At 60.5% G+C, this 17,497-nt stretch carries 26 protein-coding genes and 1 pseudogene; 8 read left to right on the top strand and 19 right to left on the bottom strand.

All coding sequences use genetic code 11. The features are described 5' to 3' along the window. Positions 1-65 precede the first annotated feature (65 nt). Positions 66-823 (top strand): IS5 family transposase gene (locus tag Q344_RS25415; protein ID WP_156954595.1). Its coding sequence is split into 2 segments (ribosomal slippage): positions 66-402 and positions 402-823, totalling 759 coding nucleotides; the frame shifts between segments, so codons are not numbered across the junction. 22 nt (positions 824-845) lie between these two features. Here Q344_RS25415 and Q344_RS22740 read toward each other — a convergent pair. The 15 genes and pseudogenes from Q344_RS22740 to Q344_RS0100745 all read right to left on the bottom strand — a co-directional run. Then, a pseudogene (locus Q344_RS22740) lies at positions 846-1,418 on the bottom strand (type IV secretion system protein); the annotation flags it as partial. Between the two features lie 6 nt (positions 1,419-1,424). Next, on the bottom strand, positions 1,425-1,829 hold the full coding sequence (locus Q344_RS0100810; RefSeq protein ID WP_028284984.1) for a hypothetical protein: 405 nt from the start codon (positions 1,827-1,829) through the stop codon (positions 1,425-1,427). After that, positions 1,826-2,014, bottom strand: a complete 189-nt coding sequence (locus Q344_RS0100805; RefSeq protein WP_028284983.1) for a hypothetical protein — start codon at positions 2,012-2,014, stop codon at positions 1,826-1,828. The genes Q344_RS0100810 and Q344_RS0100805 overlap by 4 nt, the downstream gene beginning before the upstream one ends. After that, positions 2,011-2,997 (bottom strand): ATPase, T2SS/T4P/T4SS family, encoded by a 987-nt coding sequence (locus Q344_RS0100800; RefSeq protein ID WP_028284982.1) that lies wholly within the window; start codon positions 2,995-2,997, stop codon positions 2,011-2,013. Before Q344_RS0100800 ends, Q344_RS0100805 begins: the two co-directional genes overlap by 4 nt. Positions 2,998-3,001: 4 nt before the next feature. Next, complete coding sequence (locus Q344_RS0100795) at positions 3,002-4,381, bottom strand: TraB/TrbI/VirB10 family type IV secretion system protein (RefSeq protein ID WP_028284981.1); 1,380 nt, start codon at positions 4,379-4,381, stop codon at positions 3,002-3,004. Beyond that, positions 4,378-5,073 carry a TrbG/VirB9 family P-type conjugative transfer protein gene (locus Q344_RS0100790; RefSeq protein ID WP_028284980.1) on the bottom strand — a complete coding sequence of 232 codons (696 nt, stop codon included), beginning with the start codon at positions 5,071-5,073 and terminating at the stop codon, positions 4,378-4,380. Before Q344_RS0100790 ends, Q344_RS0100795 begins: the two co-directional genes overlap by 4 nt. Before the next feature lie 2 nt (positions 5,074-5,075). Beyond that, complete coding sequence (locus Q344_RS0100785; RefSeq protein WP_028284979.1) at positions 5,076-5,729, bottom strand: VirB8 family type IV secretion system protein; 654 nt, start codon at positions 5,727-5,729, stop codon at positions 5,076-5,078. A 16-nt stretch (positions 5,730-5,745) separates the two neighbouring features. Further along, positions 5,746-6,555 (bottom strand): type IV secretion system protein, encoded by an 810-nt coding sequence (locus tag Q344_RS0100780; protein WP_028284978.1) that lies wholly within the window; start codon positions 6,553-6,555, stop codon positions 5,746-5,748. Beyond that, positions 6,555-7,709, bottom strand: coding sequence for a lytic transglycosylase domain-containing protein (locus Q344_RS0100775; protein ID WP_028284977.1), 1,155 nt, complete (start codon positions 7,707-7,709; stop codon positions 6,555-6,557). Before Q344_RS0100775 ends, Q344_RS0100780 begins: the two co-directional genes overlap by 1 nt. After that, positions 7,699-7,866 (bottom strand): hypothetical protein, encoded by a 168-nt coding sequence (locus tag Q344_RS26285; RefSeq protein ID WP_169739164.1) that lies wholly within the window; start codon positions 7,864-7,866, stop codon positions 7,699-7,701. Before Q344_RS26285 ends, Q344_RS0100775 begins: the two co-directional genes overlap by 11 nt. After that, positions 7,863-10,238 (bottom strand): VirB4 family type IV secretion/conjugal transfer ATPase, encoded by a 2,376-nt coding sequence (locus Q344_RS0100765; RefSeq protein WP_028284976.1) that lies wholly within the window; start codon positions 10,236-10,238, stop codon positions 7,863-7,865. The genes Q344_RS26285 and Q344_RS0100765 overlap by 4 nt, the downstream gene beginning before the upstream one ends. Further along, a complete protein-coding gene (locus tag Q344_RS0100760) occupies positions 10,228-10,506 on the bottom strand; it encodes a VirB3 family type IV secretion system protein (RefSeq protein ID WP_008282962.1) in 279 nt (92 codons plus the stop codon). Before Q344_RS0100760 ends, Q344_RS0100765 begins: the two co-directional genes overlap by 11 nt. Beyond that, complete coding sequence (locus Q344_RS0100755; RefSeq protein ID WP_009503803.1) at positions 10,499-10,792, bottom strand: TrbC/VirB2 family protein; 294 nt, start codon at positions 10,790-10,792, stop codon at positions 10,499-10,501. Before Q344_RS0100755 ends, Q344_RS0100760 begins: the two co-directional genes overlap by 8 nt. Next, on the bottom strand, positions 10,789-11,403 hold the full coding sequence (locus Q344_RS0100750) for a lytic transglycosylase domain-containing protein (RefSeq protein ID WP_028284975.1): 615 nt from the start codon (positions 11,401-11,403) through the stop codon (positions 10,789-10,791). Before Q344_RS0100750 ends, Q344_RS0100755 begins: the two co-directional genes overlap by 4 nt. Positions 11,404-11,446: 43 nt before the next feature. After that, the gene (locus tag Q344_RS0100745; protein ID WP_028284974.1) at positions 11,447-11,815 is read right to left on the bottom strand and encodes a hypothetical protein; all 369 of its coding nucleotides are present in this window, start codon (positions 11,813-11,815) and stop codon (positions 11,447-11,449) included. A 210-nt stretch (positions 11,816-12,025) separates the two neighbouring features. Between Q344_RS0100745 and Q344_RS0100740 the strand changes: the two genes are divergently transcribed. The 3 genes from Q344_RS0100740 (at position 12,026) to Q344_RS26280 (ending at position 13,360) form a co-directional block, all read left to right on the top strand. Then, on the top strand, positions 12,026-12,277 hold the full coding sequence (locus tag Q344_RS0100740; protein WP_028284973.1) for a hypothetical protein: 252 nt from the start codon (positions 12,026-12,028) through the stop codon (positions 12,275-12,277). Between the two features lie 124 nt (positions 12,278-12,401). After that, complete coding sequence (locus tag Q344_RS0100735; protein WP_028284972.1) at positions 12,402-12,659, top strand: helix-turn-helix domain-containing protein; 258 nt, start codon at positions 12,402-12,404, stop codon at positions 12,657-12,659. Positions 12,660-13,153: 494 nt separating this feature from the next. Continuing rightward, positions 13,154-13,360, top strand: coding sequence for a hypothetical protein (locus tag Q344_RS26280; protein WP_162797850.1), 207 nt, complete (start codon positions 13,154-13,156; stop codon positions 13,358-13,360). On the opposite strand, the gene Q344_RS26780 is transcribed toward Q344_RS26280, so the two are convergent. The 3 genes from Q344_RS26780 to Q344_RS25395 all read right to left on the bottom strand — a co-directional run bounded on the left by Q344_RS26780 (position 13,264) and on the right by Q344_RS25395 (position 14,724). Continuing rightward, positions 13,264-13,602: a c-type cytochrome gene (locus Q344_RS26780; protein ID WP_169739163.1), complete on the bottom strand. Its 339-nt coding sequence runs from the start codon at positions 13,600-13,602 to the stop codon at positions 13,264-13,266. The genes Q344_RS26280 and Q344_RS26780 overlap by 97 nt on opposite strands. Before the next feature lie 246 nt (positions 13,603-13,848). Beyond that, on the bottom strand, positions 13,849-14,316 hold the full coding sequence (locus tag Q344_RS25400) for a DUF411 domain-containing protein (protein ID WP_074637346.1): 468 nt from the start codon (positions 14,314-14,316) through the stop codon (positions 13,849-13,851). 51 nt (positions 14,317-14,367) lie between these two features. Further along, positions 14,368-14,724 (bottom strand): ArsR/SmtB family transcription factor, encoded by a 357-nt coding sequence (locus tag Q344_RS25395; RefSeq protein WP_233145769.1) that lies wholly within the window; start codon positions 14,722-14,724, stop codon positions 14,368-14,370. Positions 14,725-14,768: 44 nt separating this feature from the next. Between Q344_RS25395 and Q344_RS0100725 the strand changes: the two genes are divergently transcribed. From Q344_RS0100725 to Q344_RS22735, 4 genes are read left to right on the top strand one after another with little or no spacing between them, the layout of a single operon-like run. Further along, positions 14,769-15,623 carry a cation efflux transmembrane domain-containing protein gene (locus Q344_RS0100725; RefSeq protein WP_028284971.1) on the top strand — a complete coding sequence of 285 codons (855 nt, stop codon included), beginning with the start codon at positions 14,769-14,771 and terminating at the stop codon, positions 15,621-15,623. Beyond that, the gene (gene lspA / locus Q344_RS0100720) at positions 15,620-16,129 is read left to right on the top strand and encodes a signal peptidase II (protein WP_036538122.1); all 510 of its coding nucleotides are present in this window, start codon (positions 15,620-15,622) and stop codon (positions 16,127-16,129) included. Before Q344_RS0100725 ends, lspA begins: the two co-directional genes overlap by 4 nt. 37 nt (positions 16,130-16,166) lie before the next feature. Continuing rightward, positions 16,167-16,688, top strand: a complete 522-nt coding sequence (locus Q344_RS0100715) for a TRAP transporter small permease subunit (protein WP_223229250.1) — start codon at positions 16,167-16,169, stop codon at positions 16,686-16,688. Then, the gene (locus Q344_RS22735) at positions 16,639-17,235 is read left to right on the top strand and encodes a TRAP transporter large permease subunit (protein ID WP_244881782.1); all 597 of its coding nucleotides are present in this window, start codon (positions 16,639-16,641) and stop codon (positions 17,233-17,235) included. The genes Q344_RS0100715 and Q344_RS22735 overlap by 50 nt, the downstream gene beginning before the upstream one ends. A 2-nt stretch (positions 17,236-17,237) precedes the next feature. On the opposite strand, the gene Q344_RS22730 is transcribed toward Q344_RS22735, so the two are convergent. Beyond that, positions 17,238-17,497 (bottom strand): transposase domain-containing protein (locus Q344_RS22730; RefSeq protein WP_036538120.1); only part of this gene is annotated, 260 nt, incomplete at its 5' end.

Below are 17,497 nucleotides of genomic sequence, written 5' to 3'. Positions count from 1 at the left end.
TAGGCTCAGGACCCATTGATTTCAGCCGAAGGGCATGATTCAGCGTTCGGAAAACGAGCGGTGACATGTCTGATCTTTTCTGGCTGAGCGACGCGCAGATGGCGCGGTTGGAGCCCTACTTCCCGAAGTCCCACGGCAAGCCGCGTGTCGACGACCGGCGCGTCCTGAGCGGGATTATATTCATAAACCGCAATGGCTTGCGCTGGAGGGATGCGCCGAAGGAGTATGGTCCTCACAAGACGCTTTATAACCGTTGGAAGCGCTGGAGCGACAAAGGCATCTTCGCGCTGATGCTGGCGGGGTTGGCAGCCGGGCATGGCGAGAAGAAGACAGTGATGATCGATGCGACCTACCTGAAGGCACATCGTACTGCGTCCAGTCTGGGCGTGAAAAAAGGGGGCGTGGTCGGCTGATCGGTCGCACGAAGGGTGGCATGAACACCAAGCTGCACGCCCTCTGCGATAGTAAAGGCCGCCCGATCAACTTCTTCGTCTCCGCGGGGCAGGTCAGCGATTACATCGGTGCGCGTGCGCTGCTCAGCAGCCTACCGAACGTCGATTGGCTGCTCGGGGATCGGGGCTACGACGCTGATTGGTTCCGAGAAGCCCTGCAAGACAAGGGGATCCGCGCCTGCATCCCAGGCCGGAGCCAACGCAAGACCCCGGTCAAATACGACAAGCGGCGTTACAAACGCCGCAACCGCATTGAGATCATGTTCGGCAGGCTCAAGGACTGGAGGCGTGTGGCAACCAGGTACGACAGATGCCCAAAGGCATTCTTCTCTGCCATCGCTCTCGCTGCAATCGTCATCTATTGGCTGTGAAACTCAATGAGTCCAGAGCCTAGTCCTTGGTCACCTCAAAAAGGGTCAGGAAGATCATGACCGGCGCGATGCCGATTAGAAGAGCAATCATGAGCCGTGAGGCTACAACAATGAACGCCGCCAAGCCACCGAGGATCGAGAGCAGCAGTACCCCAAGCGTGTCGAGCAAGGCGCCGGCCATCCAGTTCAACTCAGATCCCGCAGCATTCAGATAGTCCCCGAGGGCTGCGATCAGATCGTCGAATTCCTCTGCAAAGGTACCGGACGGACCTGGTGATCCGCCGCCAACAGAAGCAACAAGGGCCCCGGCAATGCTGTCGATCCCATTCAGTATCGCTGAGGCAAGCGCATTGAACTGGACCCAATTGGCCGCGAAGACTCCTATCAGCCCGACCTTCACGGCCAGCCAAAAGGCAGTTCGGCCGTCCATGGCGCGATACTGGTAGATCATGTTGATGAAGACCAGAATGACAACCAGTGTTGTGCCCAGAACCAGCAACGTGCCCACCGTTGCTGCGACCGCGCCAAACTGTGTCTCGGCAGCGGTATCGAGATAACCTTCAGCTGTTTCCACGAAGTAGGTGACGACGCTCATGGATTACTACCAGTTGCCAGCGGCTTCGCAGATTGGCATGGCGGCACGGCGCAGTTCATTTGCTTGTCGCCTGTACGCGGACGTCGCTTCGACGACGTCCCAGTATTCAGATGAAGCGAAGCGCTCGACGTAGACGCGTTCGGCTGCCTCCCAAGACGGAAACCGCGTGGGACAGTCACAGTTTTGCGCGTCAACGATGCTTTGCATGCTTTCATCTCGGTAGATCTGTTGGATCAAGAGGCGCTTGTAGGATTCGCGCACATCGATGTTCTGCATCCACTCCGGCTCGGGAGGCTGGTCCGGGCAAACATCTGGGTGGTTGTCGAGCGTCGGGACCAGGTTCCGCTCGGCCACACCAGCGGTTGCGCAAAAGATCACGAGCAGACCAGCGACTGCAACAGCCTGTATCATTCCGATGCCCCCTTCGTAGCACCAGTCTCACGCTTCAAGAACGTGGTGTAGCCGTAGTCGCCGGCCTCAGCGGTGATGACCTCCCACCCTTCCGCGCCGCGCTCATTCAGGACCCTTCGCATCTCGCCGTAGTCCTTTTGCTTCTTCACCTGGAAAAACAGAATGTCGTATTCAAAGGTCTTCATTGGGAAGCTCCGATCTCAGTTGCGCCGGGGAGGTAGAATTCGGTGATGCCGCGTTTGCCGTCATGCCGACCGGCCTGGATGATCACGTCGATGGAGTTCTCGATGTACTGGATCATGTCGGTATAGGTCATCGGTATCTCGGTCTTTAGTGCTGCGATCGCGAGGCGCTGCACGGCCAGTTGCGGGGTTTCGGCATGCAGCGTGGTCATCGAGCCGCCATGGCCGGTGTTGATGGCTTCCAGAAAGGTCATGGCCTCCTTGCCGCGCACCTCGCCCAGGATGATCCGGTCGGGGCGCATGCGCAGCGTGGCGGTGAGAAGCACATCGGCGGTCTGGAATTCCGCGTCACGATTGGCGATGAGGGTCACGGCATTTGGCTGGGTCGGCAGAAGCTCGGCCGCTTCTTCGATGGTCACGATGCGTTCCTCGGATGGCACATGAGAGAGGATTTTGCGCGCGGCGACGGTCTTGCCGGTGGAGGTGCCCCCCGAGACGATCATGTTGAGTTTGTTCTCGACGCAGAAGGCCAGTGCATCATCGATCAAACCCGCGGCCACCACGTCGCGCAAGGCGCGCTTCTTTTCCACGCGCAGGTCTTCGAGCTTTCGCTCCTTTCCGTAGAGGAAATCGAGCGCAATGCCCTCGAGTGGCAGGCTCGAGAAGAACCGCAGGCTGATCGACATGGCCGAGAGCACGGCGGGCGGGGTGATGACCTGTGCGCGGATCGGGCGACCCTTGTAGGTTATCGAAACCGAGACGATGGGGCGGTCCTTGCTCATCGTAGTATTGGCGGAGGAGGCGATCTGGTTGCCGAGGTCTGTGACTTCTGTTGCGGTCAGCGCCTGTTCCAGCTGCCGCATGAAATGATCGCCCTGGAATTCTCCCCAGCAGGAGCCGTCGGGGTTGATGCAGATCTCGATGACATCGTCGCGGGCGGCGGCTTCGATCCGGTCGAGGGAGGTTTCGAGATAGCTCAGCGACATGGGCTCAGAATAGCTCCAGATCGCGGTCGACCATGACAGTGACGCGCGCGCCTTGGTCGACATAGATGACGGGGCCGATGGAGAGGTAATCGCCTATGACGCTGTCCGTGGCATCTGCCAGATCATCGCCAACGTCTTCGAGAACGTCGGCGGCAGTCTCATCCTGGACCTCGGAGGCGGCGGCACCAGGTGCTGCCGAAATCAGCGAGATCAGGGCGGCCGACCCGAAACGCTCGGCAAAGCGCGTGTCCACGAAACCTGTGACACCGGAGCGGCCGAGTTCGTCGCCCCCGAAGGAGCTGATCTGGACGGTCTGGTTGTCGGGAAGGATAATCCGGTCCCAGGCGATCGTGACCCGGCGCTGCGCGATATCAACGCCGGCGCGGTAGCGCCCGATGAGACGGGATCCGCGCGGGATCAAAAGGCGCGTGCCATCGACGCTGTAGACATCCTCGGATACCACGGCACGGGTCTGACCGGGCAGGGAGCTGTCGAGGGCGGTTTCCATGACGGCCTGGATCATGGTGCCCTGGATGATGGTGTTGGAGGGATTGGCGATCACCTCGGCTTGCGTCACCGTCGAGGGCAGCGCACCGTTCAGCACGAAATCTGTCACCTCGCCAAAGGTGCGTTCGGTGAGAGCCGTTTCATTCGCACCAGAGGTGCCACCAAAAGCGATGGTGGGCGAGGTGATGCGGCGCTCCTGAAACGCACGTTCCTCAGCAGCGCGGCGTTCAAGTTCCGCGAGCCGTCGTGCTTCTTCCTCGCGGCGCAGCCGTTCTTCTTCCCGCGCGCGCAACTCGTCCTCCGAGGGACCAATTGGTGCGGGGAGGGGGCGGTTGGCCTCGAGCTGTGCAAGTTCGAGGTCCATGCGGAGTTGTTCCAGCTCGCGATCGCGCGCCGTGAGTTCATCGCGAAACTGCTGTTGCGCGGATTCTGAGGCCGCTTGCAGCGCCGCGATTTGCGCAGTCAGCGCATCGATGGCTTCGGCGGCAGCCGTGTCTTCCTCGACGACGGGTTCGGGCGCGTTGCGCAATTCTTCGATCTGGGCCTGAAGGGCTGCGAGTTGTGCGAGAAGCTCGGCGTTGGGTTCCACCGGCTCGGGTGCGACCAAAACCACTTCGGGCTCAGGCGGCGGCAGGGTTTCGATGGCGCCGAAGCCGTCGCCTTCGTTCTGGAACACGTCCGGCGTGGCCGTGGGCAGGGCTTGTTCTTCCTCGGGCTGAGACATGAGATAGAGCAATGCACCGCCCGCGCCGATCACGAGGACGACAACCAAAGCGAGCAGCGGTGAGCGCCGTGGGGCAGGGGGCGAACTTGCGCCCTTGCCTTGTTCGAGAGCGGCGAGGCGTTTCTCGAGGTCTGCGTTTCCGGTGTCGCTCATGAGCCCACCCCCGCAGGCGCTGTTGCTTCAATGCAGACCACCTCGTCATCGATCCGCAGAACCCATTGCCGGTTCACACCCGAGACCCGGATTACGCCTTCTTCGGTGGCTTGGGTGTTGACCGTCCGTTCACGCCCATTGGCGTAACGGAAGATCGCCGGCACCGGTGCGTTCCGAGGGAATTCGAAATACGTGAACGTCCCGTCATCCCAGACGCGGGTCGGGGTGAATTCGGTGCGCGCGCTGGCACCGTAATTATAGTTTGGGGCTTGGGCTGCGATGGCACGCGTGGGCCGTGCATTGTCTTCGGGGTAGCGGAACTGGACCACGTAGAAGGTTGGGCTGCGGGTTTCCTGGACGTTGAAGTAGTAGCTGCGCCGGTTCGTGTAGACGGTCACGTTGGTATGGACACCGCGCGCCACAGGCTTGATCGCGAAGGCCTGACCGCCCGGAACGCCGTCGATCTCGAAGCCCTCGGTGTCGCCCGCGATGATCGAGCGGATGCTTTCGCCCTCGCCGAACTCGATGGTCGTCACATGGGTGAGGGAGACATTGAGACGATAGACCTGACCCTCCTGGTAGGTGGCCAAGCGCACCCGGCTGTCGTTGGGACCGCCACGCGGGGTGGCTTCGGCAGAGGCGAGGCCGGGCAAAAGGGCAATGACAAAAATAAGCGATCTTATAAACAACAACGTCAGTTCTCCAATCTGTCGGAGCGGATAGAATATTCGAGGACGGTGAAGCCGAATGGATTGGTCCAGACCTCATCGATGGAGCGGCGGGTCTCCGGGCGGAACTCGAAGAGAAGCGTCGCAGTGAAGAGGCCGGTCTGGGTGCCGTTAATGGACGTCAGGCGCTTGCGCAGGCGGACCGTCGCGCGGTTGGTTCCGATCCGGTTGATGCTGAGGATTTCCACGTCGAGCCGAGCATTGGGGCCATAGACCGTCGGCGGGTAATTCTCGTTGGCGCTGTTCCAGATCTGGCGCAGCCCGCTCTCGGCAGCCCCGTCAGAGCGACGCAGTACGCTTCGGATGCGCAGATCATTGTCGAGCTGGTTATAGACCTCGCGGTCGGTCAAGTAGCGGAAGACCTCCGCCTCGATGATCGCCTGGTTGGCGGTCACCGAGGAAGCGCCCACCGAGGCTTCGGGGAGTGCAAAGCCAGTGGCGGGATCATAGGGGACAACGACGGGGGGCGGATCGACATCGAGGATCGAGACAGCTGCCGCGCTCAGACAGCCGATGATACCGAAGACAAGGCCTATCAGGCCAAGACGCTGCCAAAGCCGTTCACGGCGCAGGGCACCGTAGACCAGCTCTTCCTCGATGATCTCTTGTTCACTCGCCACGCGTCACACCCCGCACTCACTCGGCCCGCAGCTCGGGCAGCGTGAAATCCATGAAGCGCTGCTCCTCGGCGATGGTGGCGGCATCGATCACGCCGCCGGTGCCATCGCCCACGGTTTGAATCGCTTCCAGCTGCCACATCGCCACGAGGGCGATGGCCAATTCAGCTGTCACGCGCGTGTTGAGATCGATACTTTCCTTGAGTTCGTCCATGTCGTCGATGAGCCCGACAAGGCGGTCGACCCGCTCGAGCGATTGGCCGGCATCCTCATAGCTGTTCTGGGCGGCGGCTGAGACGAGTGCGCCGGTTGTTGCCTGCGTGGCCACACGGTTGGCCCCGGGATTGCCGCTGGTGGCCATTTCCGAGAGCGTGTCTTCATCGAAGCCGAGATCGGCCAGCACCCGGTCCATCTGGGTTTCGATTTCGCCTGCGCCGGAGCCCGAGAGGCCCGAGAAATCCCCCGTCTTGATCGCCTCAATCGTGGCGAGGATGTCGCCGAACTCCTGGTCGAGCAGACCATTCAACTCGTCTTCCATTTCCGTCCGGATGATCTCCGGCAGTTCGGCAAGGCGGGTGAGGGCCTCGTAGGTTCGTTGCAGCTCCGCGAGTTGGTCCGTGAGAAGGCCGAGCTGTTCGCGGAGCTGCGTCAGCTGCTCGTTTTGCAGAATCTCGTCCTCGATCATCTGCCGCAGCTGCTGGATGTTTTGCGCGATGTTCTGGGTATCGACGACGGGCACGCCTTGCGCGAGGACGGGGGATAGGGCGCCAAGATGCAGACCAACCCCAAGTGTCGTGGCCAAAGCTGTCCTCAAGAGCAGATGTCCCATCATTCAATCTCCCTGATCGTAAAATCCATGAACGCGCCTTCGGCCATGCGGGCGCTGGCCTGGGCCAGCTCTTCGGCGGAGAGCACGCGGGTGCGGGCGGCCTGAAGCCGGATGCGGGCGGCCACGAGACGCACGAGTTCGGCGCGGGCATAAGTGTTGAGCGCAACGCTCTCCTGCACATCCTCGGTCTCGGAAATCCGTTCGACGATATCCGCAATACGCAGGGCGGCTTGCCTGATCGCGGCGGGTGAGTTGTTGCCATAGAAGGCCGCGCCGTGCCCAGTGAGCGAGAGGTTGGCATTGGCCAGAAGCGCGGGGTCGATCGTGCCAAGCGCTTCGATCCCGCCGATACGGGTCAAATAGAGGTTATAGCGTTCGGGGATCACCTGGACATAGTGCTGGGTCTCGCGAAAGGGCGGAACGCCGCCATACTCGAAGACCCGGCCGGGTCCGGCGTTATAGGCCGCGAGGGCGTTGATGATGTTGCCATCGAATGTGTTGAGCTGGGTCGCGAGATAGCGCGCGCCGCCATGCACCTGCAGGTAAGGGCTGTCATAGTATTCCGGATTGATACCCAGATCGCTGGCGGTACCGGGCATGATCTGGGTGAGGCCAAAGGCGCCGACGGGAGACCGTGCCCCAATCGTAAACCGGCTTTCCTGCCAGATCAGCGCTTGCAGCAACGCGCGCCACTGGACGGGCGAGAGGCCTGCGCGGCCAACACCCGCAAAGCCGCTGGTCTCCTGGGCGACCCGGATGATGAGTTGCTCGATGGTCTCAGACGCATCCCCAAACATCTGCGCACCGCCGGGATTGGGATCTATCTCGCCCGTGCCATAGACGGCTTCCACGGCGCGGTCGGGATCGCCGCTGCCGCTTTCCAGCCCCGAGACCATGGCGGGCAGGCCCTGACCGCCGAAGCTGGTCTGGGCATCGAGGATGCGTCGGAGGGTTTCCAGCTGCTCCCGTTCGATCTCCGCGATGAGTTCGCGCACTGCAAGCTTGTCCGCCTGAACGGCCAAGTCTGCCTCGCGATCGCCGGTCTCGACGATGTCACGCGCGGTCAGCCCACTGTCATTGGTCGGCACGCCTTGGGCGATGCCGAGACCGGGCAGCAGGCAAAACGCCAGGATATGAGGCAGGCTAGACTTCAATGTCGCCCTCCGGGGTGCCAAGGGGCGTGAAGTGGCAATCAGGCGCGACGGGTGCCGTGGACGCAAGGAATGTGAAGCAGTTCGCCTGCGGCTCCCGGTACTGGGTGCAGGAGGCCAGCGCGCCGAGCGCAGCCAAAGCGACAAGAATACGGATCATGAAAGCCTCCAAAAATCTGGGCGGTCGCGGTAATCGGCGCCGACAAGCGCTTCTCCCTTTTCCATGCCGCCAAGGATCGTGAGATTGGGCCCAAGGGCGCTCAGATCGGCATCGACGACGATTGAGCCCTGATCGTCGCGGATCAGTGCGAGGCGGCTGTTGCTGCCCGTGTTGAGAAGGACGTCGAGCTCCTTCTCTGTGAGGTTCAACATGGCGTAATCCGCAGGCTGCGCGCGGATATTGGGCAGAAGGATCTGCGTCGGCACGGCCTCGACGATGGTCTTGCCGGTCCGGGTGCGCTCGAGCTGGCTCGCGTATTGCGTCATCATCACCGCGACGGTGTTCTGCTTGCGCGCAGTCACGAGCCAGTTCGACAACCGCTCGGCGAAATACGCGTTATCGAGGGCCTTCCAGGCCTCGTCGATCACGATGATGGTGGGGCGGCGGTCCTCGATCTCGCGTTCGACCCGGCGGAAGAGATAGGAGAGGACCGCCATCCGTTCCTTGTCGGCCTCGCTGTCGAGAATGCCGGTCAGATCGAAGCCCACCACATCGCCCTTGAGCGAGAACGTGTCCTCGAGGCTCTGCCCGAAGATCCAGCCATAGCGGCCGTCCTCGGTCCATTCGAGCAGGCGCTGGTGCAGATCGCCGCCATCGTCGGTGGACACAAAAAGCGATGCGAAATCCCGCCAGTTCCGCAGGGCCGGATTGGTGGCCTGGGCGTTCTGGCGCACGACCTCCTGGATGCGGTTGGTCTGTGCCGGGGTCAGGGGCTTGTCGGCGCGGTAAAGCAGTGTTGTGAGCCAGTCCGAGAGCCAGGCGGTGCCGCGCGCATCGGTCTCTGTCCAGAGCGGGTTGAGGCCCGTGGGCTGACCGGCGTTCAGAGACGCGTAGCGCCCGCCATTGGCGCGGACCGCCATCTCCATGCCAAGACGGTAATCGAAGACGAAGATCCGCGCCCCTGCGCGACGGACCTGGGTCATCAGGAAGGCCGAGAGCACCGATTTGCCCGACCCGGGCCGTCCCATGATCAGGGTATGCCCGCTGGTCGGTTCTTTGTCGGGCGCGCCCTGCTCGTGATAGGAAAACCGGTAGGCGCTCTGCTCCGGCGTGGGAAAATATGTGACGACCCGGCCCCAGGGGGTAAGTGCTGCAGGTTTGCCGAGCTGTGTCCGGTGGAAGGCCGCAAAATCCGCGAAGTTGCGGTTGGTGACGGCGCTGGCGCGGACGCGCTTGGGCTGGTTGCCGGGATGCTGGCTGAGGTAATGCGCCTTGGCCGCGACCCGCTCGCCGATCATCTTCACGCCTTCGGTTGCGGCGGCGTTCACGATCTCCGCGCTGAGGGTCTGCAGTTCTTCGAGCGTGTCGCAAAAGAGCGTCACGACCATGTGATGCTCGCCGAAGCTTTGGCGCTTGGCCTCGAGATCATCGGCGGCGATGTCGAGGGCTTCCAGGAGGGAGAGGGCCGCATCCTGGCTGGCCTGCATCTGGCGCTTTTGCCGCTTGATGCGGCCCGCCATGAGGTTCGAATTGATCGGCGTAAAGGAGTGCGTCACGATCATGTCGACCGGCAGGTTCAGCATGTCGAACATGGTGCAGGAGGTGCCTTCCGAGTATTCTCCGATGGTGAAGCTCTTGCCGTAGCGGTGGCCCACGACGCCCTCGGAAAGCTCGAAATGATCGCCGTGAAACGTCACGCGGGTATTGGCGACGTTGAAGGACAGAAATCCGTAGGTGTTGGCCGGGTAGAGCGGCAGCTCGGTGCCCGTGTTGAGCGCGCCCAAAAATCCCACCAACTCTCCCGATCCGGCTGACAGCAGGCGCGGCTTGAGCTCGGTAAGCCCCGAGAGGAAGACGTTCACGGCCTCACCGAGGCGCTGCAGGCGTTTGCGGGTTTCCTCTCTCAGGCGGTCCGGTGCGCTGCGGCTGAGGAACGGCAGGAGGCTTTTCGGGGGTGGGCGGTGAATGACGGTGAGCGTCAGCGTCTTGTCGCGGAGCCCACTGGTCTCGAGTTTCGCGCGCCAGCGCCGGTCCACCTCGCCTGCGAAGCTGTCCTCACGGATGGGGTCGAGATCAGGTTTGATGGCCTTGGAGACCTTGTGGACGTAATAGCTGAATTCCGGCCCAAGCTGCGCGACGATGCGGGCAAAAAGCGCCGTCACCTTGTTGAGATAGGCATCGTCCGTCGTGTAGCTGTTGATCCCCTCGAGCCGAATGCACCGGAAGAGCTCGTTGACCCGGGTGCGCACCGTCTGGTCGTCGACGAGGCTCACATAGGGCAGCATATGCGCGAGGCGGGTCTCGCGCGCATACCACTCCGGCGTCATCGTGCGGGGATCGATCGCTGCATCAGGGGCGTCATCACGGGGCATAGCTGTCCCCGCCATGGATGCTGCGGTTGCGCGTGGGCGGTGTCTCCTGCAGGGCCGTCATCATCACATCTATGAAGCGCGGGTCCCAATCTGCGGCCTTCCAAAGCACCGGATAGAGCAAGGCGGCGAAACCCAGCACCGCGATGTGCTGGACCCAGACGAACAGGAGCACCGATCCGAAGAGCCAGACCATCGCGTACATGATGGGCAGGCCCAGAAGCTTCGGCGGGCGCACGAGCCCGAGAAAAAGGGGCGAGCGCTCAGCCACCGGCAAAGACCGCGGCAACGATGGTGGGGGCGGCGGCAACACCGGCGATGCCGACCAGGACCCAAAGCGCTTGGCGCAGGTCGATGATGTTGAAGAACCAGCTCAAGAAAACGCCGAGGACCGCGAGTGTGGCGATGACCACACCAAGAGGTCCGGTCAGCGCATCGACAATGCCCTGCAGCAAGCTCTGGATCGGGGAGAGATCGATGCTCTGTGCAAGGGCGGGCTCGGCAATCAGCAGGAATAGCGCCAGCGAGGCGACAAAGAGGTTTGAAATCTGTTTCATGAATTTGATCCTTCCAATCGTGCCACAACGGCCATGACGCGGGCCACGTGGTTCTGGGTTTCTCGGTAGGGGGGGACGCCGCCATACTGGCGGACCGCATCGGGTCCGGCGTTGTAGGCAGCCAGCGCCAGGTGCGGATCGCCGAACATCTCCAGCATCATCGCGAGGTAGCGGGCGGAGCCGTCGAGGTTCTGCAGCGGATCGCGCGGGTCGACGCCCAGATCACGCGCCGTCGCAGGCATCAATTGACCAAGGCCAATAGCACCTGCATTTGAAATCGCATCCTGCCGGTAGGCGCTCTCAACCTCGATATTGGCCCGAAAGAGAGCCAGCCAATCCGTCACGGAAAGCCCCGCGCGACGCAGGCCGGGATGGCCGGCATAGCGCAAGGCCGTGGTCTGAATCCCGGAGAGGACATCGGCGCGGGGCAGGGGAGTTGGGCGGGCAAGGGCCGCGACTTGGACGCCCTCTTGCTCGGCCTCTACCTCGCCGAAGATCGCGATCCCATCGGAGGCCGAACCCTGACCAATCCCGTCATTGTAGTTTCGGGCAAAGCTGCTTTGGGAGCGGGACGGGATCAGGGAGCCGTCGCTCTCCATGACCAGGACCATCTGTGCGGAGGCAGGTGCTGCGACCAGCCAGAGACAGACGAGGCTAGGTGTCAGCGCCCTTGTCTGATGGGACTTTGTCTGGCGGGGCGAATTTGTGCGTACGGCTTGTCCCCGCCTCAAGCGGCAGGTCGACATGCGCAAAGCCAAGGCCAATGAAGAATGACACCACGCCGGAGATCGTCTTGAACTCGCGGATCTTGATATCGTTGTAGGTCGTCCGCGTACGGGCGGTGACGAGGAGCTTTTCCACGCCATCATCAGAGACAACGCGCATGATCCAGACCCCGTAATAGCTGGGGCCTTTCTTGTGTGCCGACGCTTGGCACAGGATTTCTGCGCTATAGCCGCTTTCCACGAGTTCGCGGAACCTGGCTTCCGTAACCACATTTGGTGCTTCGATATCCCAGTTCATGGCCCGGCTCACGCTTTCTCCAATGGCGCGACCCCAGGCATTCCTACTTGAAGCCCAGAGTTACGATAGTATATTATCAACCGCAAGATGTAATATCGTGCTTTTGCTGTAGTTTGGTTACGCAAACACTAGTCACGGCCAGTGTCCGCGATCAAGGAGATAACAGGTTTGAGAAACCCAAGGTTGATATGCCTGCTCCCATTGCAAGCTATGGCCCTTCTGATCTGCGTTCCCGGGCCGGTTTTGGCGGAATCCTGCTTTGCGCCATCCCGTCCTTTCCTGCCAAGCGATTCGCAGGCCGCGCGGGACTATGCGGATATCATCCGCGGGGACTTCGAAGACTATATCCAGGATATCCAGAGCTACTTCCGTTGCCTCGACAGCGAACGCGCCCGCGCCTTCGAGGAAGCGCGCGAAGTCAGCGAGGACTATGGCCGGTTCCTGCAATTGGTAGGGGATTGATGGGCAACCTCGGGAGCATCAGACTTGCAGCCCATGGAAACCAGACGCCGATAACACCCTCATATATCTACTTTTTAGATAACAGATTTCATCCGCTAGCGACGTCACAAAAGGTATGTGACGCGTGGCAAAGACAATCAGAACAAATGGCCAGTTGGCGCTCGTCCGTGCGTTGGTTGATGCACGTCAGAATGCGGGTCTCAGCCAGCAGCAGTTGGCGGCGAAGCTCAAACGCCACCAGTCGTTTGTGGCACGTCTCGAAAGTGGCGAGCGTCGTATCGACGTCGTGGAGTTTACAGTTCTGGCGAGGGTCATTGGTTTTGACAAAGATGAAGTCCTGTCGATTGTCGAAGCCGCCACGGAGCCCGACCACAGGATTTGAAGCCAATGAATTGTTGAGAACGCGGGAACCCATTTTCTCGGTCTGATGATCATTCCCTCATCGAGGACCAGGTAGCCAAAATCAACGAAGTCCGGCGCGCGGTCGTAGTGAACGCTCTGCAACCTCACACCGCAGTTTGCAGCGCCACAGTGCAGGAAGTTAGTAAACAGTGAACGATGATAGGGGTGAGGGCGTCGCGATCGCCAATCTGATCGGGACCGATGGGTGCAGTGTTGTTGGTTGGGTTTATCGCTGGAGTACAGGCTCACATGCGGTGATGTGGGACGTCCAAGGGCCCCAGCCGGTATCGGAAACCCGGCCGGATATAAGTGACGAACAGAAGCAAGAAATCGACTTCGATGCGCTCACGCGGATTCGAAAAAGTGACAGTGGATAGGATTCTCACGCAGCCGCCAGTTCATATTGATGGAAAGGGTCTGCGAGCGTACCGGTCATTTGAGCTGATGGCAGCGAAGGTCTCGAAGGAGCCCAGAGTGAGCGATGCTGCGCGCTCCACCAATGTCAGTTTTGGTGGTGATCGGCGAAATTGTGTATTTTTGGAAGCACCGCCAAAAGCTCTACAAAGTGTTCGCGGTGCGCGGTATCACGGGAACCCCGCACGCATGTATGCGATGATTTTCCAGATTTCTTCTTCAGTCAGCGCTTCCCTGAAGGCTGGCATTTCTGTTCCGAAGCGCTGACCGCCCTCAGAAATTGCCCAGAGCAGATACTCGTCTCCCGACATCGGCATCTGAACAAACCATCTAAGGAGAGCCGGAGAAGGCACGAGAGACCGACCGGCCTCACCATCCCCGAGACCCTCGGCTCCATGACAACTTGCGCAGTTCGCTGTGTATAGCGTCTGGCCTTCCGCGATAACTTCAGGCGTCGCGCGAATAGTGCTCCGAGCCACCCGATGAGCCGCGGGCACGCACTCGTTCATGTAAGTCCAATGTCGTTGCATGCGCTATTGCTGGCCCGGACCCATGTTGCCGTGTCCCCAGCCAGGCATGCGTTCAGACCACATGTGGTTCGGTCCCATTGGCCCGTGACCCCACCCAATCGCCTCGCTGCTGCTGTGCGAAGGCTACAGTAGCAGAGATCATACACACCGCAACCTTACCAAAATAGCGTGATTTATGCTGCTTCATAGTCTTCTCCTTATGGTTTCCGATCAATGAAATTGCCGTCAGGCTGCTTCGTAACTCGTGAACACTTCGGTGTTACCGTCGCGCCGGATCAGAAATACATCGTAGGCTTCACGCTGATCTTCTGGCCCCATTCCGTGTGATCCATAGGGCATGCCGGGAACGGCGAGACCGACTGCGTCTCGGCGTTCGTCCAGAAGGCGACGAATGTCTGCTGCGGGCACATGGCCCTCGATCATATAGCCTTCGATCTCGCCTGTGTGGCACGATATCATCTCTTGGGGGATGCCATTGTCCAACTTGTGTCGGACCAGCAGTGTTCCAAAGCTGCGCTCCTCGGTCACACGGAAGCCTTCAGCCCGAAGAATATCAGCCCAAACCCGGCAACAGCTGCAATTCGGGTCCTTAAGAACGTGAATCGACGGAGCTCCCTGCGCAATCGCGGCGAAGGGTGCAATGCTGGTAAGACCTACAGCGGCTATAATAATTTGACGGCGCGTTACATCAATATCAGTCGTCCTTTAGCTCTGTCCTAGTCTATTTCATCGCTTAGTGGCTGCTTATCTCCCGCGATAGTTGTCGCAGGCCTCAACGCCCCCTGCGACCACATCGAGAAGTGCGTCCACATCGCTCAACAGCGTTGCGATACGTGCGCTACTGATACGGTAGCGGATGAAGCGCCCATCTCGGTCGCTGTTAACTAGCCCGCACTCCAACAAGCATCGCAAGTGGTTGGATACGTTTGGTTGTGATAGTCCCGTACGCTCGACGAGTTCGTGAACAACCAGCGGCTCCCCGCACAGCGCGCCGAGAATAGACAAGCGGCTTGGGTCGGCAAAGCCGCGAAATAGTTTTGCGCGTTGTTCAATGGTACCGACCTTGCGGTCCACAACGATCTGCGTCATATCATTGCTCACTGATATATTATCCTTTGATCCACTTTAGCAGGAGAACTGCGATCATGGCCAACGCTGATAGCACCGGTTCGGCGGCAGATATCCCATCCTTCCGTTACCGCGTTTCCGGTATGGATTGCGCCAAGGATGCCGCCCAGATCGAGCGGGCGGCGCAATCTGCAGGTATCGCGCCTGACGCCGTGAAAGTGTCTACTGCAACGCACATAATGACTTTGACAGCTCCCGAAGCGCGCTTGCCGGAAATTGAAAAAGCCGTCGAGACAACAGGGTATGGGTTTGACCGCATCGAGAGCGACGAAGATATTCAGCAAGGTGCGGCCCATCAGGACCCTGGCTATCGCCGCGCGCTCTGGATCGTTGTGATCCTGAATGTTGGTTATGGCGTTCTTGAAATGATCGGCGGGTTCATTGCCGGGTCACAGGCCGTGAAGGCCGACGCGTTGGATTTCATCGGCGACGGCGCAATCACCTTCCTCGGCCTGTTGGCCATCGGCTGGAGCCTCGCTTGGCGAGCGCGGTCGGCTCTGATCCAGGGCATCTTCCTCGGCCTGCTTGGTCTTGGAGTCTTTGGCACGACCATCATAAGGGCATTCGAGCCGACAACCCCAGACGCCACTTTGATGGGGATTCTGGGCCTGATTGCTCTTGTGATAAATGTCATCTCCGTGCTGCCGTTGCTGCGGTACCGCAAGGGCGACGCGAACATGCGCGCTGTCTGGCTGTTCTCGCGCAACGACGCCATCGGCAACGCCGCAGTCGTTATCGCCGCCGGGCTGGTGGTTTGGCTAGGCAGCGCATGGCCCGATCTCATCGTAGCCTTCGGGATCGCCGGACTGTTCCTGCACTCGTCATGGGCGATCATCCGCGACGCGCGGGCCGATCTGAAGGCGGTGGCATGAACAGCCGCGTTCTCGGTGGGCTTTGCGCCATCGCCGCGTTTGGTGTTGATCAGGGCACCAAGGCTCTTGCCCTGAACTCCCCGGCGCTTGAGAACGGGGTCGAGGTTCTGCCCTTTCTCAACCTCGTGCGGGTTTTGAACGATGGGGTCAGCTTCGGTATGCTCGGCGGGGTCGTACCCTGGTGGGGTCTGGTCGCACTTGCTGCCGTGGTCGTGGCATGGCTGCTGATCTGGCTGTGGAAGGCTCCGGACAGGCTGACAGGTGCGGCGCTCGGTCTGATCATCGGAGGCGCGCTTGGCAATATCCTTGACCGTCTGCGCTATCAGGCCGTCCCTGACTTTCTCGACTTCCATTACAGGTCATACCACTGGCCGTCCTTCAACTTGGCTGACGTGGCGATCTTTTGTGGGGCAGCATTGCTGTTCTGGGACAGCTTTCGCACCTCGAAAGTTAGGCCGGAAAATCGGGAACAAGACAATCGCAAGGGAGATGTCACGGGGGGATAACAGCTAACAGGCAAAGAACTTTGGGAGGGAATTCGGCTTGAGATTTTTGGATTGGATTGACCGTGGCATTCGCGGCATCGGCGTCGTGACTGCGTGGCTGACAGTTGTTTCGATTGCTGCTTATGGCGCGCTTCAGATGCTGGATCGCAAGCTACAACTTGGCGTGTCGAGCTATTTGCCGGACCTGTCCACGTCACTGCTGTTCATCCTAATTTTCTTGACCTTTGGGTATACCTATCTGCGCGACGGTCACGTGCGCGTTGATGTTCTTCGCAGACATTGGTCCGCCCGCCGCATTGCTTGGATCGAACTGATTGGCGGCCTTTTTGTCCTTCTGCCGCTCGCCGCCATCCTGACCTACTACGGATGGGACGGTTTGATGCGCACCACGAAATACGCGGAAACCCAGTTGTGGGCACAACGCATCACCGGGGTCATCGGCCCCATCTTGCTGGCTCTTGCCGGGATGATCGTAGCCCTTCGCAACATCGCCTTTCTGACAGGGAGACGTGCGCAAGGTGCACCGGAACAAGCAAGCGGCCTGCACAATGGTGAATGAGGTCCTCACGGTTGCCATGCTTGTCGTGATGGCGATTGGGGTTTTCAGTGGCTTTCCGGTGGCGCTGGTGCTCGCGGGGACAGGCTTCTTGGGGTTTGTCGCTGCGGTTTGGGTGGGGATCACTGATTTTCAGCATCTGGGGCTGATCTACCTGCGGGCCCGTGGTGTACTGACCAATGAATCAGTCCAATTCACCAGCGTTCCAATGTTGATTTTTCTTGGCCTGATCCTGAATGCCAGCGGGATTGCCGAAACCATGTTTCGCTTGCTGGGGCGTCTTCTGACAGGCGTTCCCGGTCGCTACGCCATTGCGACTTTGCTGATCGGCCTCGTTCTTGCGCCCGCCGCCGGGGTGATCGGTGCTTCCGTCATAACTGTGGCGTTGGTGGCCTATGCCCCGATGATGGCGTCGGGCTACGCACCGCGAACCGCAGGAGGCGCTGTCGCAGCTTCTGGAGCATTGGGTGTCGTGTTCCCGCCAGCCGTGATGCTGTTCTTCATCTCGAACGTGTTCTATCGTAACCGGCCGGTTGATACCGTCGCCTGATCCTACGACTTCCAGTTCCACGGGAGCAGTTCGTCGAGGCGGTTGATCTTGTGATCGTGGATACGGTCGAGGACATCAGCAAGCCACGCTTGCGGGTCCAGCCCGCTCATCTTCGCCGTCTCGATCAGGGTCATGGCCCGGGCGAGGGTTTCCCCGCCGCTGTCGGAGCCAGCGAAGAGCCAGTTGCGGCGGCCAACGCCGATCGGGCGCATGGCGCGCTCGGCCGGGTTGTTATCGATCCCGATGCGACCATCCTCGAGGA

Source organism: Pseudooceanicola nanhaiensis DSM 18065, from assembly GCF_000688295.1.
GTDB classification, from domain to species: Bacteria; Pseudomonadota; Alphaproteobacteria; order Rhodobacterales; family Rhodobacteraceae; genus Pseudooceanicola; species Pseudooceanicola nanhaiensis.
This window is presented reverse-complemented; position numbering and strand designations above follow the sequence as displayed.

Bases quoted from the DNA above. Each gene is read 5' to 3' on its own strand.
- Q344_RS0100755 (WP_009503803.1), bottom strand. From the start codon at position 10,792: ATGAAACAGATTTCAAACCTCTTTGTCGCCTCGCTGGCGCTATTCCTG.
- Q344_RS0100800 (WP_028284982.1), bottom strand. From the start codon at position 2,997: ATGTCGCTGAGCTATCTCGAAACCTCCCTCGACCGGATCGAAGCCGCC.
- lspA (WP_036538122.1), top strand. From the start codon at position 15,620: ATGAACAGCCGCGTTCTCGGTGGGCTTTGCGCCATCGCCGCGTTTGGT.
- Q344_RS0100765 (WP_028284976.1), bottom strand. From the start codon at position 10,238: ATGCCCCGTGATGACGCCCCTGATGCAGCGATCGATCCCCGCACGATG.
- Q344_RS0100780 (WP_028284978.1), bottom strand. From the start codon at position 6,555: ATGGGACATCTGCTCTTGAGGACAGCTTTGGCCACGACACTTGGGGTT.
- Q344_RS0100810 (WP_028284984.1), bottom strand. From the start codon at position 1,829: ATGATACAGGCTGTTGCAGTCGCTGGTCTGCTCGTGATCTTTTGCGCA.
- Q344_RS0100740 (WP_028284973.1), top strand. From the start codon at position 12,026: ATGGCCCTTCTGATCTGCGTTCCCGGGCCGGTTTTGGCGGAATCCTGC.
- Q344_RS0100750 (WP_028284975.1), bottom strand. From the start codon at position 11,403: ATGGTCCTGGTCATGGAGAGCGACGGCTCCCTGATCCCGTCCCGCTCC.
- Q344_RS0100805 (WP_028284983.1), bottom strand. From the start codon at position 2,014: ATGAAGACCTTTGAATACGACATTCTGTTTTTCCAGGTGAAGAAGCAA.
- Q344_RS0100795 (WP_028284981.1), bottom strand. From the start codon at position 4,381: ATGAGCGACACCGGAAACGCAGACCTCGAGAAACGCCTCGCCGCTCTC.
- Q344_RS0100745 (WP_028284974.1), bottom strand. From the start codon at position 11,815: ATGAACTGGGATATCGAAGCACCAAATGTGGTTACGGAAGCCAGGTTC.
- Q344_RS26780 (WP_169739163.1), bottom strand. From the start codon at position 13,602: ATGAACGAGTGCGTGCCCGCGGCTCATCGGGTGGCTCGGAGCACTATT.
- Q344_RS0100725 (WP_028284971.1), top strand. From the start codon at position 14,769: ATGGCCAACGCTGATAGCACCGGTTCGGCGGCAGATATCCCATCCTTC.
- Q344_RS26285 (WP_169739164.1), bottom strand. From the start codon at position 7,866: ATGATCCGTATTCTTGTCGCTTTGGCTGCGCTCGGCGCGCTGGCCTCC.